Source organism: Vibrio sp. D431a (assembly GCF_030248655.1).
GTDB lineage: Bacteria > Pseudomonadota > Gammaproteobacteria > Enterobacterales > Vibrionaceae > Vibrio > Vibrio alginolyticus.
The window spans coordinates 16,418-33,896 of the sequence record NZ_JAHGAP010000019.1; the positions used below are offsets into that span (position 1 = coordinate 16,418).

Below are 17,479 nucleotides of genomic sequence, written 5' to 3' on the forward strand. Positions count from 1 at the left end.
GGATGAGTAGCAAACCTTCTTACAATATTTCCGTTCCTGTTATGCGCCTAAGCATCGCTTTCAGCTTGATGCTGGCTGCCCTCGCCTTTTATTTGTATATCTCTTGGGAAAAAGTGGATTCAGTCGAGAAAGTGCAAAACGCGCCTCTGTTGGTTCAAGCTCAACAGCTCAACCAAACTATCGAGTTTGATATTCAAACGCTTCAACGCTGTTTAAGCGCGCGTTATTGCAGTACAACAGAGCTTGATTTTGAGGTTCTGAAAGACGAAATTGACCAATTTAAGTCGCTCGCGTCACTCAACAAAACCGAGTTTAGCTTGGTGGGCGCGACCGAATACACGCAGCTTGAACTGGCAATCAATCGCTTCTCAGACAGCCAAAAAACACGCGACGATGTGTTGGCACTGTACCTCTCGCTCACCAATAACTACCTACAAATGGACGACAACTACCGGACCATATTTAACAACCATGCGAGTGACCTAATGATGGAGAAAAACGAGTTCTTCATTTGGTTGTTTGTGGTCGTTGTCGTACTGGTTGGTATCGCAGTGCTATCGAACTTGGTGGCAATCCTTAAACTGAAAAAATCCAGCTCGAATGAGCGTGACATTGACCAAGAATTCGATGAGCTTTATCAAGAACTCAAACTACTGGATTTACAAAGGTTGGAAGAGTTGCTGAATGAAGTGAGCATCAATCCTAAGCAGCGTCAGATCTACTCACACCTAAAACTGATTTTCAGCAAACTCGAAGAGCAAAAACGCAATAACGATCTCTACAAGCAGCTCTATGCTCTGATTGGTTACGAGATTCGTGGCATCACCAACACCATTAACGGCGGCGTGCAATATCTCGTTCAAGAGACCGATGAGAGCGGAGTGTTGATGGCGCAAGATATAACCTCGGCTGCCAATACCCTGTCTGAATTGGCAGAGAACTACAACCGACTCATTTCACAAGGGACCGAGAGCAAATCGAAAGAGTTTTCACTGCTGAATGTACTGTCTGAATTGATGATTCACATCAGTTCAAAAGTGCAGCGAAATGAAGGTGAGCTAGACTGCTTTATCTCAGATAACTTACCAAACCGTGTTGAAGGACAATCTACCAGCTTATTCTGGGTGTTGTTCCTACAGCTATCAAATGCCATCCAACTCAAAGCCGACAAGAAACTGTTTGTCACCATTGAATCAGGTGCGGCGTCAGACATTGAAAATACCCGCTTGACCATCAATCTAAACTTCTTAACCACACTGGATGTGCCGTTTGCCAAGCTCAATACCCTACACTGGAGCGACCATAAACAGCACACTGCAACCAAAGACGATTTGGCTAAAAGCGTACTGAAAGATTATGGCTATTACGAGAGCCATTGGTATCAATCGGGCAATCAGGAACGTTTTCAAATTCAGCTCGATTTGAAAGCCAAAAGCTTCCACACCGAGAAAACTCGCTTCGACAATAAGCGTTTGTTGCTGTGTGCCAACTCTCAGCTGCGCATTGATGTAATGAACAAAATGTTAGTCAACTTGGGCTTGGAGATCACGCCAATTCGAACGCCGAACGAACTCTTCTCTGCTGCAAAAACCTTTGGCGAATACGATGCCATCATGCTGACCGACACGTTCGAGCCAAACAAGCTGCCCTCACTGAGCAAAACGGTGAAATCGCAACTGCGCAATCACCCGAACACGAAGTTGTTGCTTTCAGTCACTAGCACTCAGCAAGCACAAGAGAGTCATACCTTTGTCGACAAGATTCTGAACTCCCCCGCTATTCCGTATGAGTTCATCCCTAACCTATTAGCAATCATGGAAGCGGAAGCCTCTGAAGAACAGATGGAGAACAGCTCATTCCTGATTGTGGAGGATGACCGTGTTCAACAGATTCTACTCAAACGTATTTTGAGCAAGCAAGAATACGAAGCCGACACCGTTGGCGATGGCGCAGACGCCGTTCAGCATTTCATGAATCAGCGCTCAGACATCATTTTTATGGACTGCATCATGCCGGGCATGGGCGGCATTGAAGCGACCAAACGCATTCGACAATACGAACAAGAGAGCGGACAGAACCCTTGCACCATTATAGGTGCGACAGCATTGACCAGCAGTAATGAACACCAAGCTTGTATCGAAGCTGGAATGGATTACGTGATCAGCAAACCTTATAAAAACGACGAAATCATCAAGGTGATCAACAAGTATGTGGCGGTACAGAAACTTAACTAGCTGTGTATTGGCAGCGCTTACATTGAGCAACGCTCCTTCGGCAATGGCGACCACCTTGCTTGAGGCGGTCAAACTCGGCTTGGAAAACAATTTATCTCTGCGCGCTAGTGACAAAGGAGTGGAAGAAAACGAATACAACATCGACATTAGCCGTTCTAAGTTTCTACCCTCTTTAAACGGTGCTGCTGATACCACATGGAATGAAAACGAAACCATATTAACGGGAACACCGGATACACGTTCTAGCTACAACTCGAACAGCTACAGTGTGTCTTTATCCCAATCGGTGTTTAACCTTGGTGACATCTTTAAATACGGCACCGCGAAGCTTGATTTCAACATTGAAGAAATCAAACACGAGAACAAAATCCAGAGCACCATTTCTGAAATCGCGACGCAATATTTCGAATACCTCAAAAACAACGCGCAAATCAAAGCCACCCAAGTAGAACTTAAATCGTCTGAAACACGTGAGCGCCAAATGCGTCGCAACGTGGAACTTGGCAACACTGCGGCGAGCGAGTTGTATGAGGTAATTGCCCAGAAAGAAGGCATTGCCAATCGCTTAAGAACCTTAGAGAAAGACCGGCGCGTAATTTTGAACGGTTTAGAGATTCAAGTTCAATACCCAGTCACCCCATCACAGGACATCTACGAAAGCGTGCCCTTGGCGGAAATCAGCGAATCCGAACAACGTGAGATTCTTGAACAAGCTTTGAAGCTCAATAACGACTTATTGGTTGCGAAGAAAACCGTCGAGCGCAGCCGAAGAGGCTTGAAAGAAAGCGGTTCAAACTTTGTGCCGACCGTATCGCTCTCTGCCAGTTACCGTTACGACGATGCGAACAACTATGACCGAACCGACCCAACCGCAACAGGGGACAGTAACTCGACCAGCGTCGGGTTGAACTTGAATGTGCCAATTTTCTCCGGCGGTTCGGATTACTACGGTTATCAAAAATCGTCGACTGCCATCGAGCGAACCGAGCTGCTGTACCAAGATTCATTGTTCGCGACGCGCAATAGCGTTAACACCTCAGTACTCAACATTAACGACTTCTCCCGCGCCATCAGCAGTTACGAGAACATCATCCGTGCCAACTACTCTTCCTACAAAGGCATTCAACGCGCCTATCAGCTTGGTACGCGAACCATTACCGACTTACTGGCAGCGGAAAGTAAACTGTTCAGCGCACTACGTGATTACGAGAGCGCGCGCTATGACTACATCATTGAATCGATCAATCTTGAGCAAATCAAAGGCATGCTATCGGTTCAATCTATCGAAAGCATCATGCAGTTGATGAGCGATATCGAAGGCAGAAGCAATCAAGACTTAGTTCCAAAACACCTTCTCTCTAAACCATCGATTAAGAAAGGAGGTCGCAATGCAAACTGAGCACTTTTCCCAAAAGATTAACTTTGCTGACAAGTGTTATCTGACTTTCTCAACGGTCATCTCAACACTGTTTGGTTTAGTGCTGCCCTTTTCGATTCTTATTATCTTTGACCGTGTTTTACCTAACCAAGCCAAAGACACGCTGTTTCTTCTGTTTGCCATTATCTTGATCACCATCTTCCTCGACTATCACTTAAAGAATCAGGAAGAGAAGATTTCGTCGGTGATCATGAAGCAATTCGAAACCAACTTAACCAACAAGGTGTTTCAATCAATCTGTTTGGCTGAGATATCGAAGTTTCGTCGTCTAGAACCCGGTGAATACCTAGAGCGTATTGCGACCATTCCAGAGATTAAATCCTTCTTTGGCGGAGAATCTGTACGGGCATTGATCAACCTTGCCGTCAGCATACTGACCATTCTGATTATCGGTCTGATCAACATCTGGGCAGGGGTGACCACCTTGCTCGCCTCCATCATTTTGGCGGTGTTCGCACTCAGTCTTTCCAAGCAAAAAATCAACAGTCTAGAAAACAAATCCGACATCGAAGGCTTAACCACGTCGAAAATCATCGAGATCATCTCTAGCCCACTCGATATCAAAGCGCGCAATATGGAATATCGCGTTGAGAGCCTCATGACACAAATGGTGGAAGAACGTGAAGTCGAGAACATCAAATACGAGCAAATTGAATCAAACTTCAACCTTATCTTGTCGCTCATACAACAGCTCTCCATCGCTTGTGTGGTGGTGGTTTTGGCAACGGCCGTTATCAACATGCAATCGAGTCAAGGCATCATGGCTGCTATCATCATGCTTACCAACCGTTACTTCGCGCCATACCAGCAAGTGATGCGCACGGTGAGTCGATGGGAGTTGAACAAGCTTCATATTCAACGTATCGCCGAGCTGCTTGAGCTTGCTGCATCTATAGAACAACAAAACGACACGACGGAAGTCGAGCGCATCTCGGTGAAGTATTCGGAAAAACAACGCATTGAGTTTGAACGCGGTCAGGCTTACTTGCTGACGGGGAAAAGCGGCGCAGGTAAAACCCACCTCGCCAATTGCATTACGCGGCAAAACACCGACAGCAAGCTCGATATCCAAATCAACGAGACACCGCTCGATGACGTCAACTACAACGTCTGGCGTAATAGCGTGCTCATGGTCGACAAAAGCAGTTCGTTCGTCGAAGGCACCATCATCGACAACTTGACTTGTTTCCGCCCGAGCTTAAATAACACGGCATTTGCGCTTTGCGAAACCATGAACATCAAGGCACAAATCGATGCCCTTCCCGCTGGTTTTTACACCGAGCTTAAAGGACATTTACGCAACCCATTCTCGCGCCAAGTCGCTTATGCCTTGTTGTTAGTGCGTGCCTTACTCGCTAACAAACGTGTGTTGATCTTCGACGACATCGACTGTGTTTATGATGACGACTTTGCTCGATTGGTTTTGACCAGCACCGCCTATCGCGCCAACGACAAAATCCTCATCATCGTCAGCAACAAGATGGACAAACTCAATCATCGCCTCAAACGCGTCAAACTTACCGGAGGTGACCAATGAGTATTTTGGTTGATTTTAATAATGTCCCTCAGCGCTTGTTGGACTTTGAGGCTCGCAGTTATGACGAGCGATACAATGAGTCACCTTTGATTCGTGGTTTAGCTTACACCCTCATAGCGCTTGAATGGGAAGGCACACCTTCTATCCTCAGCGACGCTTTTATCCCCAAACCAAAAGACAGCGACAGTTTTATCGCTACGATTGAACGCCTTGGTTACCGTTGTGACGTCACCAAACTAAAAACGTTGGAGCACATCGAGGGGCATCCTCATCCTTGTTTTATCGAGATAGAAAACCTCACTGCGATTTTCTTGGGCACTAAAGACGGCAAACTGATCCTGTTTGATTACACAAATAACAACACCATTGAATACCCGCTCTGCAAGAAGCCGTGCTTGTTGGTCTCGATCAGCGAATACTCCCGCTTATTCCGAGAACCGCCACCTGAATCTCAAGACCGCAGTAACTGGATTAAATACGCGTTTTATCGCTACAACAATGAACTCAAAAGCCTGATTATTCTCAGCTTCGTGGTCAGCATTCTCGGCGCACTCCAGCCCTTTTTTATTATGAGTGTGTACAACTTCGCCTTAACCTCTAGCTCGCAAGCCACGCTTTATTGGCTCACGTTATTTGCTGTGATTGTTGGGTTCTCGGAATACTTTTTCAAGAAAATGCGGGTCAACATCATCGCCACATCAGGAAAGGATTTGGCGGTGCATATTTCTCAAAACGTAATATCCAAACTGTTGTGGCTTCCTTATTCGATGACATCTACCGCTGGTGTCTCTTCTCAGTTAGCACGATTGAAGGACATCGACACTTTCCGCCGTTTGGTAACCGCAGAGTCAACATTAAGCTACTTCGACATGCCGTTTGTTATCGTATTCATTATTGCCATTGCTCTTATGTCTGGTACCGCAGCGCTAGTCGTTATGGCGGGGTTGATTCTAATGTTGGTGTTCTGTGTTTATTCTCGTTACATCTACTCGCAAGCCACGTCCAAGAGCTCTCGCGCCAACGCCATGGTTTCTTACCAATGGAATGAGATTCTTCGTGGTATAAAAACCATCCAAGGCTTGCCATTATTGCGTGTTATCCAGTCCCGCTTTAGCGCATCGCATTTACAAAGCACCAACGATGCAGAACATGTTTCAGTGACTAATAGCAGGGTTCAGGCAGCAGGCGGGAGTTTGATTCAGGTTATTGGTACCGCAAGTATCGTCGCGGCCGTTATCGGCGTGATGGACGGCACCTCCGATGCAGGTGCAATGCTTGCTACCGTAATTTTAGTCTGGAAGGCGTTGGGGCCAATTATGGGCATCTACAACTCTATTTCTAAGTTCCAATCCATTAAGGCGTCTTCTGCGCAAATCAACAACCTTATGGCGATGAATGACGATAAGCTAACGTTAGAGAAAAGCCCCCCTATTCGCCTCTTTCAAGGTAGTATCGTCGGCTCTGGTGTGAGCCATCGTTATAGTGGTGCGGCAACAGGCTTAACTAATCTTGGTTTTAAAATTCCACCGGGCGCAAAAGTCGTGATTTGTGGACCAACAGGTTGCGGTAAAACGACGCTCATCTCTATTATCGCTGGGCTAGAGGAACGCTATCAAGGCTCAGTTTCGGTGGACGGTTATAACATCAAACAGTTCAACAGTTACCGCTATCGAACCTCGATTAACTACATCCCGTTTAACCTGCATATTTTTGAAGGCTCCTTGGAGACTAACTTCATCTTGCATAATGGATTAATCCCAACAGAAAAAATGCGTGAAATGGTGAGTTTCTTTGAGCTCGATACATGGTTACCACAAGGCCTGGACACTCAATTGAGCGTTGATATCTGTAAAAGTTTACCAAATGGTATTCAACAAAGACTGCGGCTCGCATTAGGGCTAGGCAACTGCGAACAATCTTTGATTATCATTGACGAGCCATTTAATGGTGCAGAGCAAGAAAACTCCCACTATTTCAAGCGGTTATTTAGCGATAAACTACTCAATAAGACCGTTATTTTCTCAACGAATGATCCGGGCATGATCTCTACATCCAACATGAGCTTAGTCTTGGAGCCAGATGGCAACCTGAAATATTTCGGGTTAACCGATAAGTACTTAAAAAGTCTAAGTTAAGTTCGGAATGTGGTGTGGTTCATCATTCATACTTGAGCACGGTCATTGACAAAAATGTAAACGATGAGACTATTTACTCTGTAAGCACGTACACTAAGGAATCCGATGTATACATTTGTTGCAGACAAATTGGATGTGGTTTATTTATCAACAATACCAGAAAACTACCAGTTACAAGACTTCGATGTGCCTGAAGAAGAACTCGAAATTCGTGAAATTGTAGAGGTATGGTATGAGTGTGCGTTTCTTCCTGACTTTAACCTTCAACACATCGACATCGAAAACAAAACTGCATTAGTCGAGACACAAGCGCAAGTCGTAAACAACTACACAAGTACGCTCGCTTTTTTACTCAAAAGTCGTGCTTATCGCGCAGCACTTAACCGATTATTGAGTGTATGGAGATTGGAGTCAGCAGCTAAAGCACAGCTTGAGCTGCTGTTACTTACGGAAGAACAGAGTAGCAAGCCAGTAAATTAATCGGCTAGGATAAGGGGCCAAAAACCTTAAACCCAACCATCGAATCGGAGACGTTTCTGCACGCGTTCAACCGCCTCTATCTGCATCTGACGAACACGCTCGTTAGACACGTTTAACAACAGGCCTATTTCCGACAAGGTTTTCACTCTCTGGTCAAATAATCCGAATCGATGGATTAAGACTTTCTGCAACTTAGTTGGCAAGGTTTTAATAATATTTTCAATAGCTTGAGTAAAGCACTGGTTTTCACAGTCTTGTTGTGGATCTGGCGTATACTCACTTTCACACAGTTCAAGAACAAATGGAACACGATGTAGGTCCGCAGTGGTAGATACATCAATAAAACCACTAAGAGCAACAAGTTCATCTATACGCTCTGCTTTCACCCCTGAGCAGCGTGAGAGTTCAGAAATAGACAACTCCTTGCTCTCACTTTTTGACGCATCGAGCTTTTTTAAAGCCAGGCTATTTATCTCTTTGCACACATGAGCAGGTAAACGTACCGTGCGGCCATTGTTCATTAATGCCGCTTCTATATTCTCGCGAATCCACCATACCGCATAAGTAGAAAAACGGTAGCCTGGCTCAGGATCGAACTTATCTACCGCTTTTATCAAACCAATATTACCTTCTTCTATTAAATCGAGCAGAGTAAAGTTATTGCCTGGCCGTTTGAGGTAACCTTTTGCGATTTTCACAACAAGTCGAAGATTAGACTCAATCAACATTTCGCGCGCTTCTTCATCACCAGCTCGATTAAGTTTGGCGTAATGCAACTCCTCTTCACGAGACAACAAATCAATGCCCATAATATCTTTGAGATAGTGAGCATAAGGGTCTTTCCCAACTGACAACGATTCTTTCATTGACAGTTCATCCGTGACAGCTCGGAACCTAGCAAAGCATTCGTTGTTCATTCCCCGTCCTTCTCAAGCCAACTTATTTCTTATCTTCTTTAATTGTTTTTGTACAACACCGTATGCATCATGCTTTATATGCATTACTTTACACTGAGTGTAGACAGGGGTTCTGATCTTTACCAAGAAATCACTTATCACTTTAAAACAATTACTGCTTCTATGATAAAAACGTGAGCAAGCGGGGGTTTATATATATGAAAGTGATAGTATTTGTACGCAAATTGGCCTCAAAGAAAACAACGCAACGTGATCGTCAACGCTTACCACCTTACTCTGACTAAAACTTTGAGGCTTGAGGATGCTTTGAAGTATCAGTTGAATTAGCGAGACCTAATTCACTTGACGAAGCGCAGGTTGAAGCTGACAGTCTGTTATAACTTGGAAAACTGCACGATTCTTTCCTTCAGACTTACCTTGATACATCAACTCGTCAGCATCTTGCAAGCTCACGATGTGGGTAAACTCAGGATAGTAAGCACAGCCCAAACTGATACTCAAATGAATTGCTTGTCCGCCCAGTATAACAGGCTGATCGTAAACGGCTTTACAAAGCATATTGGCAAAATTGAGCGCTTCTCGCTCTGACAGAGAAGACGTAACGAGTGCGAACTCTTCTCCTCCAATTCTCGCCAATGTCATTCGGTCATCAGTCATCGACTTAGCGGCTTCTGCGATGGCAACTATTGCTCGGTCTCCAGCAAGGTGGCCATATCGATCATTGATTGATTTAAAATCATCAATATCAAACACCATCACCGTTAAGTTTCGCTTCAAATGATTCAGTAGCGCCAATTGCTCAATCAGGTGTCTACGGTTGTATAGCTTTGTGAGAGAATCCGTCAACGTCATCTCTAGCAATTGCTGATTGGCAATCGTTAACTGCCTTGTCCGAAGAGCAACCATACGTTTGAGGGCAAAAATATGATAAAGCGTTGCAACCGCCATAATGAAAATAGCAATAGGGAAAAGATAAAGTGGATAAACCGTTTTCACCACACTCCAACGGGTGAGGATCCGCTCACGATCCGTATCGATGACTTTTTCAAACGCTCTTGATACCTCTAAAATGGAAGTTGCACTGTGCATTCCTGCTGCAATCCGAAGATCTTTACTATATAAGCTAATTGTCGGGACAAACATACCTGCTCCCGGCGTGGTTGCCATATAAAAGTTAGCAACTTGCAGGTCTGCAACAAAGTACAGCACCTTTTTATCGACGGCGGCTTGTATCATCGAATCATTGTTAATGTATTCTGCGATAGGTGCATTCGGATAATTCGTCTGAACAAACTCAGACTCGTAACTTCCTTTAACAACGCCAATTGGCAGCGTCATTTCGCCAGTTAAAACACTCCTGATATCAACCGAAAGTACATCTTTATTTACGTACAGTTTGGTTTGGATAGGCATTATGACTGCGCCAAAGTCCATATACTTCGCTCTTTCGGGCGAGTAGACAAGTCCTCCGTGAAAGTCAGCCTTACCCTCTTTTACGGCTTGTAAAGAAGCATCCCAATCCAAAAGGAGAAACTGAACGTCGATTTGGTTGTTCGCCGCGTACTCTTTCCAAAAGTCGATTAAAATACCTTTAGGTTCACCATCTGGGCTAAGGTAAGAGAACGGCTTCCACGCTTTGGAGTTAGCAACAATTAAAGAATGAGACTCTGACTTGTGTGCATGCGCCATCGGACAAATGGACAGCCACAGTAGTAATATAGAAGCACACGCTTTTTTACATTTGCAACCATAAGTACCATAACTCGTCGATGACATACCTACTTCTCACCAGTCTTTTTAAACCATAATCTCGGCTGTTTGATTAGACTAAAGATATAGTAGAGTTGCATAATACAGGAAGTGACGCTTATTGATATGAATCTAACTTAGTAAGTTTTAGTACTTAATTGGTACTTTCAACGCTTGGTTCGCTGAAGCAGTTGAAGCAGTTGAAGCAGTTGAAGCAGGTGAAGCAGGTGAAGCAGGTGAAGCAGGTGAAGCAGTACATGATAAATTAGGAAAACTTATCTGGTACTAAAAAATTGAATATCATCAGTTTTGCAAACACCTAGTACCAATAAAAAAGCCCTATTCAAAATCCACCTTGAGGAGAACTTTGAACAGGGCTCTTTGCCTCTATGCTTCATTTTACGGCTGAAGCTACCTTTACCTTTTTTCGCTTTAACGACTCGTGTTTGGAACAGCTGACTGGTAACAACCGCTTTTAACGCGTTGTCTTTGATTTCACCTCTGCCGAAGTCGGTCTCATGTTGTGAGCCACTCGGTTGAGGACTGATTTTACGCTTTGCCATAAATCCTCCTTAATGGTCGAACCAGATTGGACAATAATTATATAAATAAGTCAAATTTATAGATTTAGTTGAATTTTATGCTAAAAAACTTCACATCACCGTCATTTATTTGAAATTTAATCAAAAACATGCTGGTTAAATAGTGACTAAATACAAATATTTGTCCATAAAGCACTAATATATGTTGACTCTTCGTGGAATTAACCTAGACTCAAACACGGCTAGAAAGAAAGTTCTTTGTTTTCACATTTCGTTGGATTACTTGTAACCCGTCGTCCTGTGGTACGCAATAGCAATTTATTTTTCCACGCTATAAGCGCCGTTGAGGCGAAAGATTACATTATTTAGATATTTAGGAAATAGACATGTCTAACACAGCTACTGGCACAGTTAAGTGGTTCAACGAAACTAAAGGCTTCGGTTTCATTCAACAAGAAAACGGTCCTGACGTATTTGCTCACTTCTCTGCAATCACTGGTGACGGCTTCCGTACTCTAGTTGAAGGCCAGAAAGTAGAATTTGTTATCTCTCAAGGTCAAAAAGGCCCTCAAGCAGAGCAAATCAAAGTACTTTAATTCTTAAAGAATTTGATACGATAGCCAGCTTTTAAAGCTGGCTATTTTTTTGCCTAAAACTTATTTTGCCAACAAAACGATATAAATCTATGGCTCTTAAACCAACCATTTACAAATTTCGTATCGCCATTTCCGATATGAATAATGACTATTACGATTCTAAAAATCTAACTATCGCCCTTCACCCTTCTGAAAAGCCGCAACGAATGTTGGCTCGCATTCTAGCTTACTGTTTAAATGCTCAAAGCAATCTAGAGTTTACAAAAGGACTCTCTACGATTGAAGAGCCTGATTTATGGCATGTTGGCGATGATCAAAGCATTACTCACTGGATTGAAATTGGCGAACCAGAACCAGACAGAATTAAGAAAGCTTCTCGCCTCGCAAAGCATGTAAAAGTTTACACTTATAACACCAAAGCGGCTGTCTGGTGGGACAAAATGTCAGGAAAGTTCTCAATGCTTCCCGTCAACGTAGAGAGCTTTGACTATGACGCTATCGACTTGATTTGTCAGCACCTTGACCGAGGTACTAGCCTTTCTGTTATGATTACTGGCAGCTCAATTTTTGTTGATATCAATGATCAGCATATCGAAGTAACGGTGAAGGAACTAAAAAACCATGACGTCTCTTAGTGAACTGAGTCAAGAGATGGGATTTGAAGAAATCCCCTTTGTTAAAGAACATAAAGCAGCAAAGCGACGTTGGTTAAAAGAACAGTCACAACTATTTACAAAAGTCTGTGAGAACAAACCCACAACAGCACCTACTCTTCACCTGCTTGGCCTTTTGACCAAATCACATATTGAAGCAAGTGCTAACTACGAGCAACATGCTCACTCTACCCAGCGTATGCAGCAAGTTCTGACTGACTCCTTGGGTAATGAGCACGCGGATAAGTTTACTAACCAATCTGCTGAAGACCTAATCTTAGTCACCCACCTTTGGTTATACACGCAAGGCTATTTAAATATGGATTTCAGCTTGGCGCACGATCATGCTGAGCAGACTCAAAATACATTGCAGCACGAGCTTGTCATAAAACGCATGGACGTTGATGCATTCAGAACCGAACTCATGCAAAGTTTTTATCAAGGTAAGGAAGCCCGTCCGGCTTCAGCAAGTGGCTTTTGGGGTTGGTTTAAACGTCTATTTTCCGCATAAAATACATGGTTTTATCCATTTCAAACAACTGATAGACTTCACGCTCAGTGCAACAAGCATCATGATTGCATTCTTAAAGGACAGTTACCCAATGAACATCAAGGGATCATTATGAAGTTTATCCGTTGGATTTTAGGCAAGGTTATCTTATTGCTGAACGCGGTGTTCTCACCTCGTGGTATTAAGCGCACCGCAGAAGAACAGCAACGTATTGATGAAAAAGCGAAACAATACGCACTTTACCAATTTGAAGCCTGCCCTTTTTGCGTAAAGGTCCGCCGTGCAATGAAACGTCAATCGGTGAACATTGAGCTACGTGATGCAAAAAATAATCCTACTCATCGAGCTGAACTAGAGCAAGGTGGTGGGCGAGTTAAAGTCCCTTGCCTTCGTATCGAAAAAGATGGCGAAACACAGTGGTTATACGAGTCATCTGACATCGTCGCTTACGTTGAAAAAGAATTTGCCTAAGTTCCCCCTATGAACATTGGCGGATGTAAAAGAGGCACCTAACGGTGCCTCTTTTCTATTTTTTCTAGCTAAATGTTGCCGTGCGAGCTTTCCTTATTCAGTCTTCTTGCTCAACTCCGAACTTAAACTCCACTAAGCAAATAATGGGTATGCAAGAACAACACAACGAAGATTACCACCCAACGTCTGCGTTATTCATCCACGATCAATGTTAGCTCTACGCGCCGATTGCAAGCTTTACCACTCGCTGTCGCATTGCTGCACTTCGGTACATACTCTCCGAAGCCTCTAGAAAACACTCGTTGACGTGGAATACTCGTCGCCAATAATTGTTTTTCTACTTCACGAGCTCGCTTTTCAGATAGCGTGTCGTTGAAACTTTCAGCTCCCGTACTATCCGCATGACCATCAATCACGACATCAACATCAGTTCTTCCCGCCAGATAGTGACCAATGTTTCGAATCCAGTCTTGAGATTGAGCAGATAACCGTGCAGAGCCCGTTTGAAAATGCACTTGCTCTTTCAAACGTATCATCAGGTGACCACCACTGAGCGTCTCGTGAGGAATGTTATGCCTGCTCAGGAACATTTCCAGAGAGGTCACGTTTTGCGACTTTTTTACTGACGCCCTCGCCGTTTGATATGAACGAGGGGAAGAAGCCACATTGGATGCGCTCGGGTATCCCCATTCTGGGTGTCTCAGCTCAGTGTTTGATTTAGGAGCTGTATCTAAAATGTTCCCACCTGGGACCATATCTTGATCGAGGCTACTGCACCCGGCCAGAATGCCACAAACAATTAAAAACCAATGCTTCATACCATTACCAACGTAGAAAAACTCTTGTTCATTGTGTCGACAAAACACGCCGAATCTTTAGCGCTTTTGTCCACCGATTGGTTTGTCTATGCAGCGTTCATGCCACTGGAGTCAATGCCAAATCATCTCTCAAATAAAAAGCAACACTAAAATACCCTACCCTTACAGCCCATACGTCAGGCTAAGTCTGTTACCAATGGTCTCACTTTATTGTTATTTAATGGTTTTAGTCACTATCGTTAACCGATAAACTAACGCAAATTTCTCATTTAGAGCACTACTATGTTAAAAACCATATCGAAAGGCTTTGCTGTTGTTGTTGCCGTAATGGCTTTGTCGGCATGCGATAGCGGCAAGAGTCAGCCTCAGCAAGGCAAACAATACGAAGTTTTGCCAGTATCCCTTGAAGAATATGATTTAGCTCCCCTGACTGAAGCATTCTCTTTAACTTGTGGCCACTGCCGCTCAATGGAAGAGTTTGTCCCTCAAATTGAATCATTGACCGATCAAAGCGTTGAAAAAATGCATGTAACGTTCAATGAAAGTGCACAAGTGAGCGCCATCATCTTCTATACTGCCGTAATGCAGCTTGAATCAACACCAGATAAAGCGTTTATGGCGGATCTTTTTACTGCTGTGCAAATGGGTGCCGATGCAACGGCTGAGGAACGCCAAATCGCCGTAGAGAAAGCCTTTGAGTCTCGCAACCTTATCAGCCCTTACCATTTAGATGAAGCACAGCAAAAAACGCTGTTTGAGTACATCACTAAGGCAGAAGCGATCACGACTCGCGGCCAAATTAACTCCGTTCCAGCCTTTATCGTAAACGGAAAATATCAAGTGATTACTGGTGGTCATGACAGCGTTGAAGCCATGGCAGAAACCATCAACTTTTTGCTAAAACAACCTAAATAGACAAGGAGATTACGTGTCTAAATTTTTGTTTCCTCTTATTATTTTTATTTTGGCGGGCTTTTTCATTTACCGTACTTGGACAAACCATAAAGTAGCAGATGAAAACTTTGCCAAAGGCCAAGCATTCTTACTAGAAAATGCGAAAAAAGAAGGCGTCATCACAACAGAAAGTGGCCTTCAATACATGGTTCTTGAAAAAGGCGAAGGTGAGGTTCACCCAACGGCAACAAGTAAAGTAAAAGTACACTACCACGGCACCTTGATTGATGGCACGGTATTCGATAGCTCTGTTAATCGTGGTGAGCCTATTTCATTTGGTCTTAACCAAGTCATTAAAGGCTGGCAAGAAGGTCTACAATACATGGTAGAAGGTGAGAAAATCCGCCTTTTCGTACCAAGCACGCTTGGCTATGGTAAGAGTGGCTCTGGCCCAATTCCACCAGCAAGTGTTTTGATCTTTGATGTTGAACTACTAGAAATTCAATAAATCTAGAAAGCTTTGTCTTAAAGCCAAAGTATCAAAACCAAAAACGCCGCGAACCACGCGGCGTTTTCTGTTTTAAGAAAGGTTAAAAACCAATATAGTGATCCGAAAGCAATGCAATGAACAACGCCAAAAGATGATAGATAGAGAATTTAAACGTCTCCATCGCGGTATTTGGCTCTGGTGCATATTTTAGCTTCCATGCATGGTACATAAAGCCAGCATTGAGTAGTAGCGAGGCAAAAAGATACACCACGCCGACCATACCAACCAAAACCGGTAGGACACAAACCAAAGTCAATAGCACCGTATACAACAGAATAGAAGTTTTGGTGTACTCAATGCCGTGTGTCACTGGCAGCATGGGAATATCTACCTTGCGGTAATCCTCGACACGATGAATAGCCAGAGCCCAAAAATGTGGTGGCGTCCAGATAAAAATGATCATTACGAGCAGCCAAGCATTCGCATGTAATTGCCCTGTTACAGCAGTCCAACCGAGAAGAGGCGGCATCGCACCGGCAATCCCTGCAATGACGATATTTTGGGGCGTAGCACGTTTGAGGTACATTGTGTATACCATCGCATAGCCGAGCAAACTCATCAAAGTCAACCATGCCGTCAGCGGGTTGACCATCGCATAGAGAAGTACAAACCCTAAGACACCTAAAACTGTAGCGAAGGCTATCACCGATGATGGTTTAGTCTCACCCGATGGCAATGGTCGTTTGTGTGTACGTGCCATTCTCGCATCAATTCGGCGGTCAATTAGATGATTAAACGCTGCCGCAGACCCTGCCATCAGACCAATCCCCGTTAGGCCAACTACCGCCTGCAACCAGGGGAAATCATCAACCGGGGCTAAGCTCATCCCTACTACTGCGGTCACCAACATTAACGCCACCACTTTAGGTTTCGTTAACTTCAAATAAACGGAACTTAGTCGCTTTCGCCCATTTAACGACAGCGCGATTTCTTTACTCATAGCGAACTCCTTTCGCGGTGTAATTCCAAGCCGTTTTACCCTGCCACAAGTAAAACTGGCTAACACAAACGAGACTCAACATAACAGCGGCACCAAGGTTGTGCGCCACCGCGACATAGATAGGAAGTTGAAATACTACGTTGCTTACACCCAGCATAATTTGGCACACCAGAGTGAATAACAACCACCCTCCGATTCTCTGTGAATGATGAGAATCTTGCCTCATAAGCCCAATACTATAAGCCAATACCACGGTGGCGGTAACAATAGCGCCTATACGATGAGTGACGTGTATAGTCATTCTTGCCGGATACTCCAAGACACCAAATTCATAATTCTCGAATCCAGTTTGCCAGAAAGAAAACGCTTCTTTCCATGAGAGATGGCTCATCCAGTCTCCCTCACAAATCGGCAGTGTGGTACACATCAGCGCAGCATAATTTGACGAAGTCCATCCTCCAAGGAGCACTTGCACCAAAACAACCAGGAAAACCAACAATGAAAAGCCTCTCAGAGAGCTAGAAGATGGAGAGAAATAGAGATTGTTTTGCGCTTTTAATTGGCAGTAAAAAATCGCCTGTAACGCCAATAAAACAAAACCACCGAGCAAGTGAAGCATCACGATGACGGGCATTAATTTAAGAGTAACTGTCCACATTCCCAAAAGTGCCTGCCCAATCACCAATACGCTTAGCAACATCGGAAAGGTTGAATTTACACGCTCAGACCTTACTGATATCGCTGCCATCGCAAAAATGACTAAACCTAACGTTCCCGCAAAATAGCGATGAATCATCTCAAGCCATGCTTTCTCATGCTCTACTGCCCGCTCGGGGAAGTTCAGGTTAGCACGTATGACGTCTTCTTCTTGATGCGGCACAGAAAAGTGCCCATAACAACCAGGCCAATCCGGGCAACCTAACCCTGCATCTGAAAGGCGAGTATATGCCCCTAACATGATCACCACGAGAGTTAGCAGCAAACTGAATCTAACCAACTGAATTAATTTCATAT

General features: G+C 44.0%; 17 protein-coding genes. 11 read left to right on the forward strand and 6 right to left on the reverse strand.

Annotated elements, in window-relative coordinates:
* Positions 1-2 precede the first annotated feature (2 nt).
* The 5 genes from KJB35_RS16435 (at position 3) to KJB35_RS16455 (ending at position 7,824) form a co-directional block, all read left to right on the forward strand.
* Entirely contained in the window at positions 3-2,234 is a 2,232-nt protein-coding gene (locus KJB35_RS16435; RefSeq protein WP_025768453.1) for a response regulator, read from the forward strand.
* On the forward strand, positions 2,209-3,633 hold the full coding sequence (locus tag KJB35_RS16440) for a TolC family protein (protein ID WP_025768454.1): 1,425 nt from the start codon (positions 2,209-2,211) through the stop codon (positions 3,631-3,633). Before KJB35_RS16435 ends, KJB35_RS16440 begins: the two co-directional genes overlap by 26 nt.
* Positions 3,623-5,209, forward strand: a complete 1,587-nt coding sequence (locus KJB35_RS16445) for an ATP-binding cassette domain-containing protein (protein WP_238843104.1) — start codon at positions 3,623-3,625, stop codon at positions 5,207-5,209. Before KJB35_RS16440 ends, KJB35_RS16445 begins: the two co-directional genes overlap by 11 nt.
* Positions 5,206-7,344, forward strand: coding sequence for an ATP-binding cassette domain-containing protein (locus KJB35_RS16450; RefSeq protein WP_053350479.1), 2,139 nt, complete (start codon positions 5,206-5,208; stop codon positions 7,342-7,344). Before KJB35_RS16445 ends, KJB35_RS16450 begins: the two co-directional genes overlap by 4 nt.
* A 105-nt stretch (positions 7,345-7,449) precedes the next feature.
* Positions 7,450-7,824, forward strand: a complete 375-nt coding sequence (locus tag KJB35_RS16455; protein WP_054865870.1) for a hypothetical protein — start codon at positions 7,450-7,452, stop codon at positions 7,822-7,824.
* Positions 7,825-7,850: 26 nt separating this feature from the next.
* Here the strand turns inward: KJB35_RS16455 and KJB35_RS16460 are convergent, their stop codons facing one another.
* The 3 genes from KJB35_RS16460 to KJB35_RS16470 form a co-directional block, all read right to left on the reverse strand.
* Entirely contained in the window at positions 7,851-8,741 is an 891-nt protein-coding gene (locus KJB35_RS16460) for an RNA polymerase sigma factor RpoD/SigA (protein ID WP_213907604.1), read from the reverse strand.
* A gap of 333 nt (positions 8,742-9,074) precedes the next feature.
* Positions 9,075-10,517 (reverse strand): diguanylate cyclase domain-containing protein, encoded by a 1,443-nt coding sequence (locus KJB35_RS16465; RefSeq protein ID WP_213907603.1) that lies wholly within the window; start codon positions 10,515-10,517, stop codon positions 9,075-9,077.
* Positions 10,518-10,765: 248 nt separating this feature from the next.
* Positions 10,766-11,053 carry an alternative ribosome-rescue factor A gene (locus tag KJB35_RS16470; protein WP_213907602.1) on the reverse strand — a complete coding sequence of 96 codons (288 nt, stop codon included), beginning with the start codon at positions 11,051-11,053 and terminating at the stop codon, positions 10,766-10,768.
* 365 nt (positions 11,054-11,418) lie between these two features.
* Between KJB35_RS16470 and KJB35_RS16475 the strand changes: the two genes are divergently transcribed.
* The 4 genes from KJB35_RS16475 to KJB35_RS16490 all read left to right on the forward strand — a co-directional run bounded on the left by KJB35_RS16475 (position 11,419) and on the right by KJB35_RS16490 (position 13,263).
* Positions 11,419-11,628 (forward strand): cold-shock protein, encoded by a 210-nt coding sequence (locus KJB35_RS16475; RefSeq protein WP_005375625.1) that lies wholly within the window; start codon positions 11,419-11,421, stop codon positions 11,626-11,628.
* A gap of 89 nt (positions 11,629-11,717) precedes the next feature.
* Positions 11,718-12,263 carry a YaeQ family protein gene (locus tag KJB35_RS16480; RefSeq protein ID WP_005375627.1) on the forward strand — a complete coding sequence of 182 codons (546 nt, stop codon included), beginning with the start codon at positions 11,718-11,720 and terminating at the stop codon, positions 12,261-12,263.
* Complete coding sequence (locus tag KJB35_RS16485; protein WP_005375629.1) at positions 12,250-12,792, forward strand: hypothetical protein; 543 nt, start codon at positions 12,250-12,252, stop codon at positions 12,790-12,792. The genes KJB35_RS16480 and KJB35_RS16485 overlap by 14 nt, the downstream gene beginning before the upstream one ends.
* Positions 12,793-12,903: 111 nt before the next feature.
* Positions 12,904-13,263: a glutaredoxin gene (locus KJB35_RS16490; protein WP_005375631.1), complete on the forward strand. Its 360-nt coding sequence runs from the start codon at positions 12,904-12,906 to the stop codon at positions 13,261-13,263.
* A gap of 191 nt (positions 13,264-13,454) precedes the next feature.
* Here the strand turns inward: KJB35_RS16490 and KJB35_RS16495 are convergent, their stop codons facing one another.
* Positions 13,455-14,081, reverse strand: a complete 627-nt coding sequence (locus tag KJB35_RS16495; protein WP_025768460.1) for an OmpA family protein — start codon at positions 14,079-14,081, stop codon at positions 13,455-13,457.
* A gap of 282 nt (positions 14,082-14,363) precedes the next feature.
* On the opposite strand from KJB35_RS16495, the gene KJB35_RS16500 reads away from it, so the two are divergent.
* Both KJB35_RS16500 and KJB35_RS16505 read left to right on the forward strand, forming a co-directional pair.
* A complete protein-coding gene (locus KJB35_RS16500; protein WP_005375635.1) occupies positions 14,364-14,996 on the forward strand; it encodes a thiol:disulfide interchange protein DsbA/DsbL in 633 nt (210 codons plus the stop codon).
* A gap of 13 nt (positions 14,997-15,009) precedes the next feature.
* The gene (locus KJB35_RS16505) at positions 15,010-15,483 is read left to right on the forward strand and encodes an FKBP-type peptidyl-prolyl cis-trans isomerase (RefSeq protein WP_005375638.1); all 474 of its coding nucleotides are present in this window, start codon (positions 15,010-15,012) and stop codon (positions 15,481-15,483) included.
* An 82-nt stretch (positions 15,484-15,565) separates the two neighbouring features.
* Here KJB35_RS16505 and cyoE read toward each other — a convergent pair whose 3' ends face one another.
* Positions 15,566-16,465 carry a heme o synthase gene (cyoE, locus tag KJB35_RS16510; protein ID WP_005385222.1) on the reverse strand — a complete coding sequence of 300 codons (900 nt, stop codon included), beginning with the start codon at positions 16,463-16,465 and terminating at the stop codon, positions 15,566-15,568.
* Positions 16,458-17,477, reverse strand: a complete 1,020-nt coding sequence (locus KJB35_RS16515; RefSeq protein ID WP_158155329.1) for a heme A synthase — start codon at positions 17,475-17,477, stop codon at positions 16,458-16,460. Before KJB35_RS16515 ends, cyoE begins: the two co-directional genes overlap by 8 nt.
* Positions 17,478-17,479: the final 2 nt, after the last annotated feature.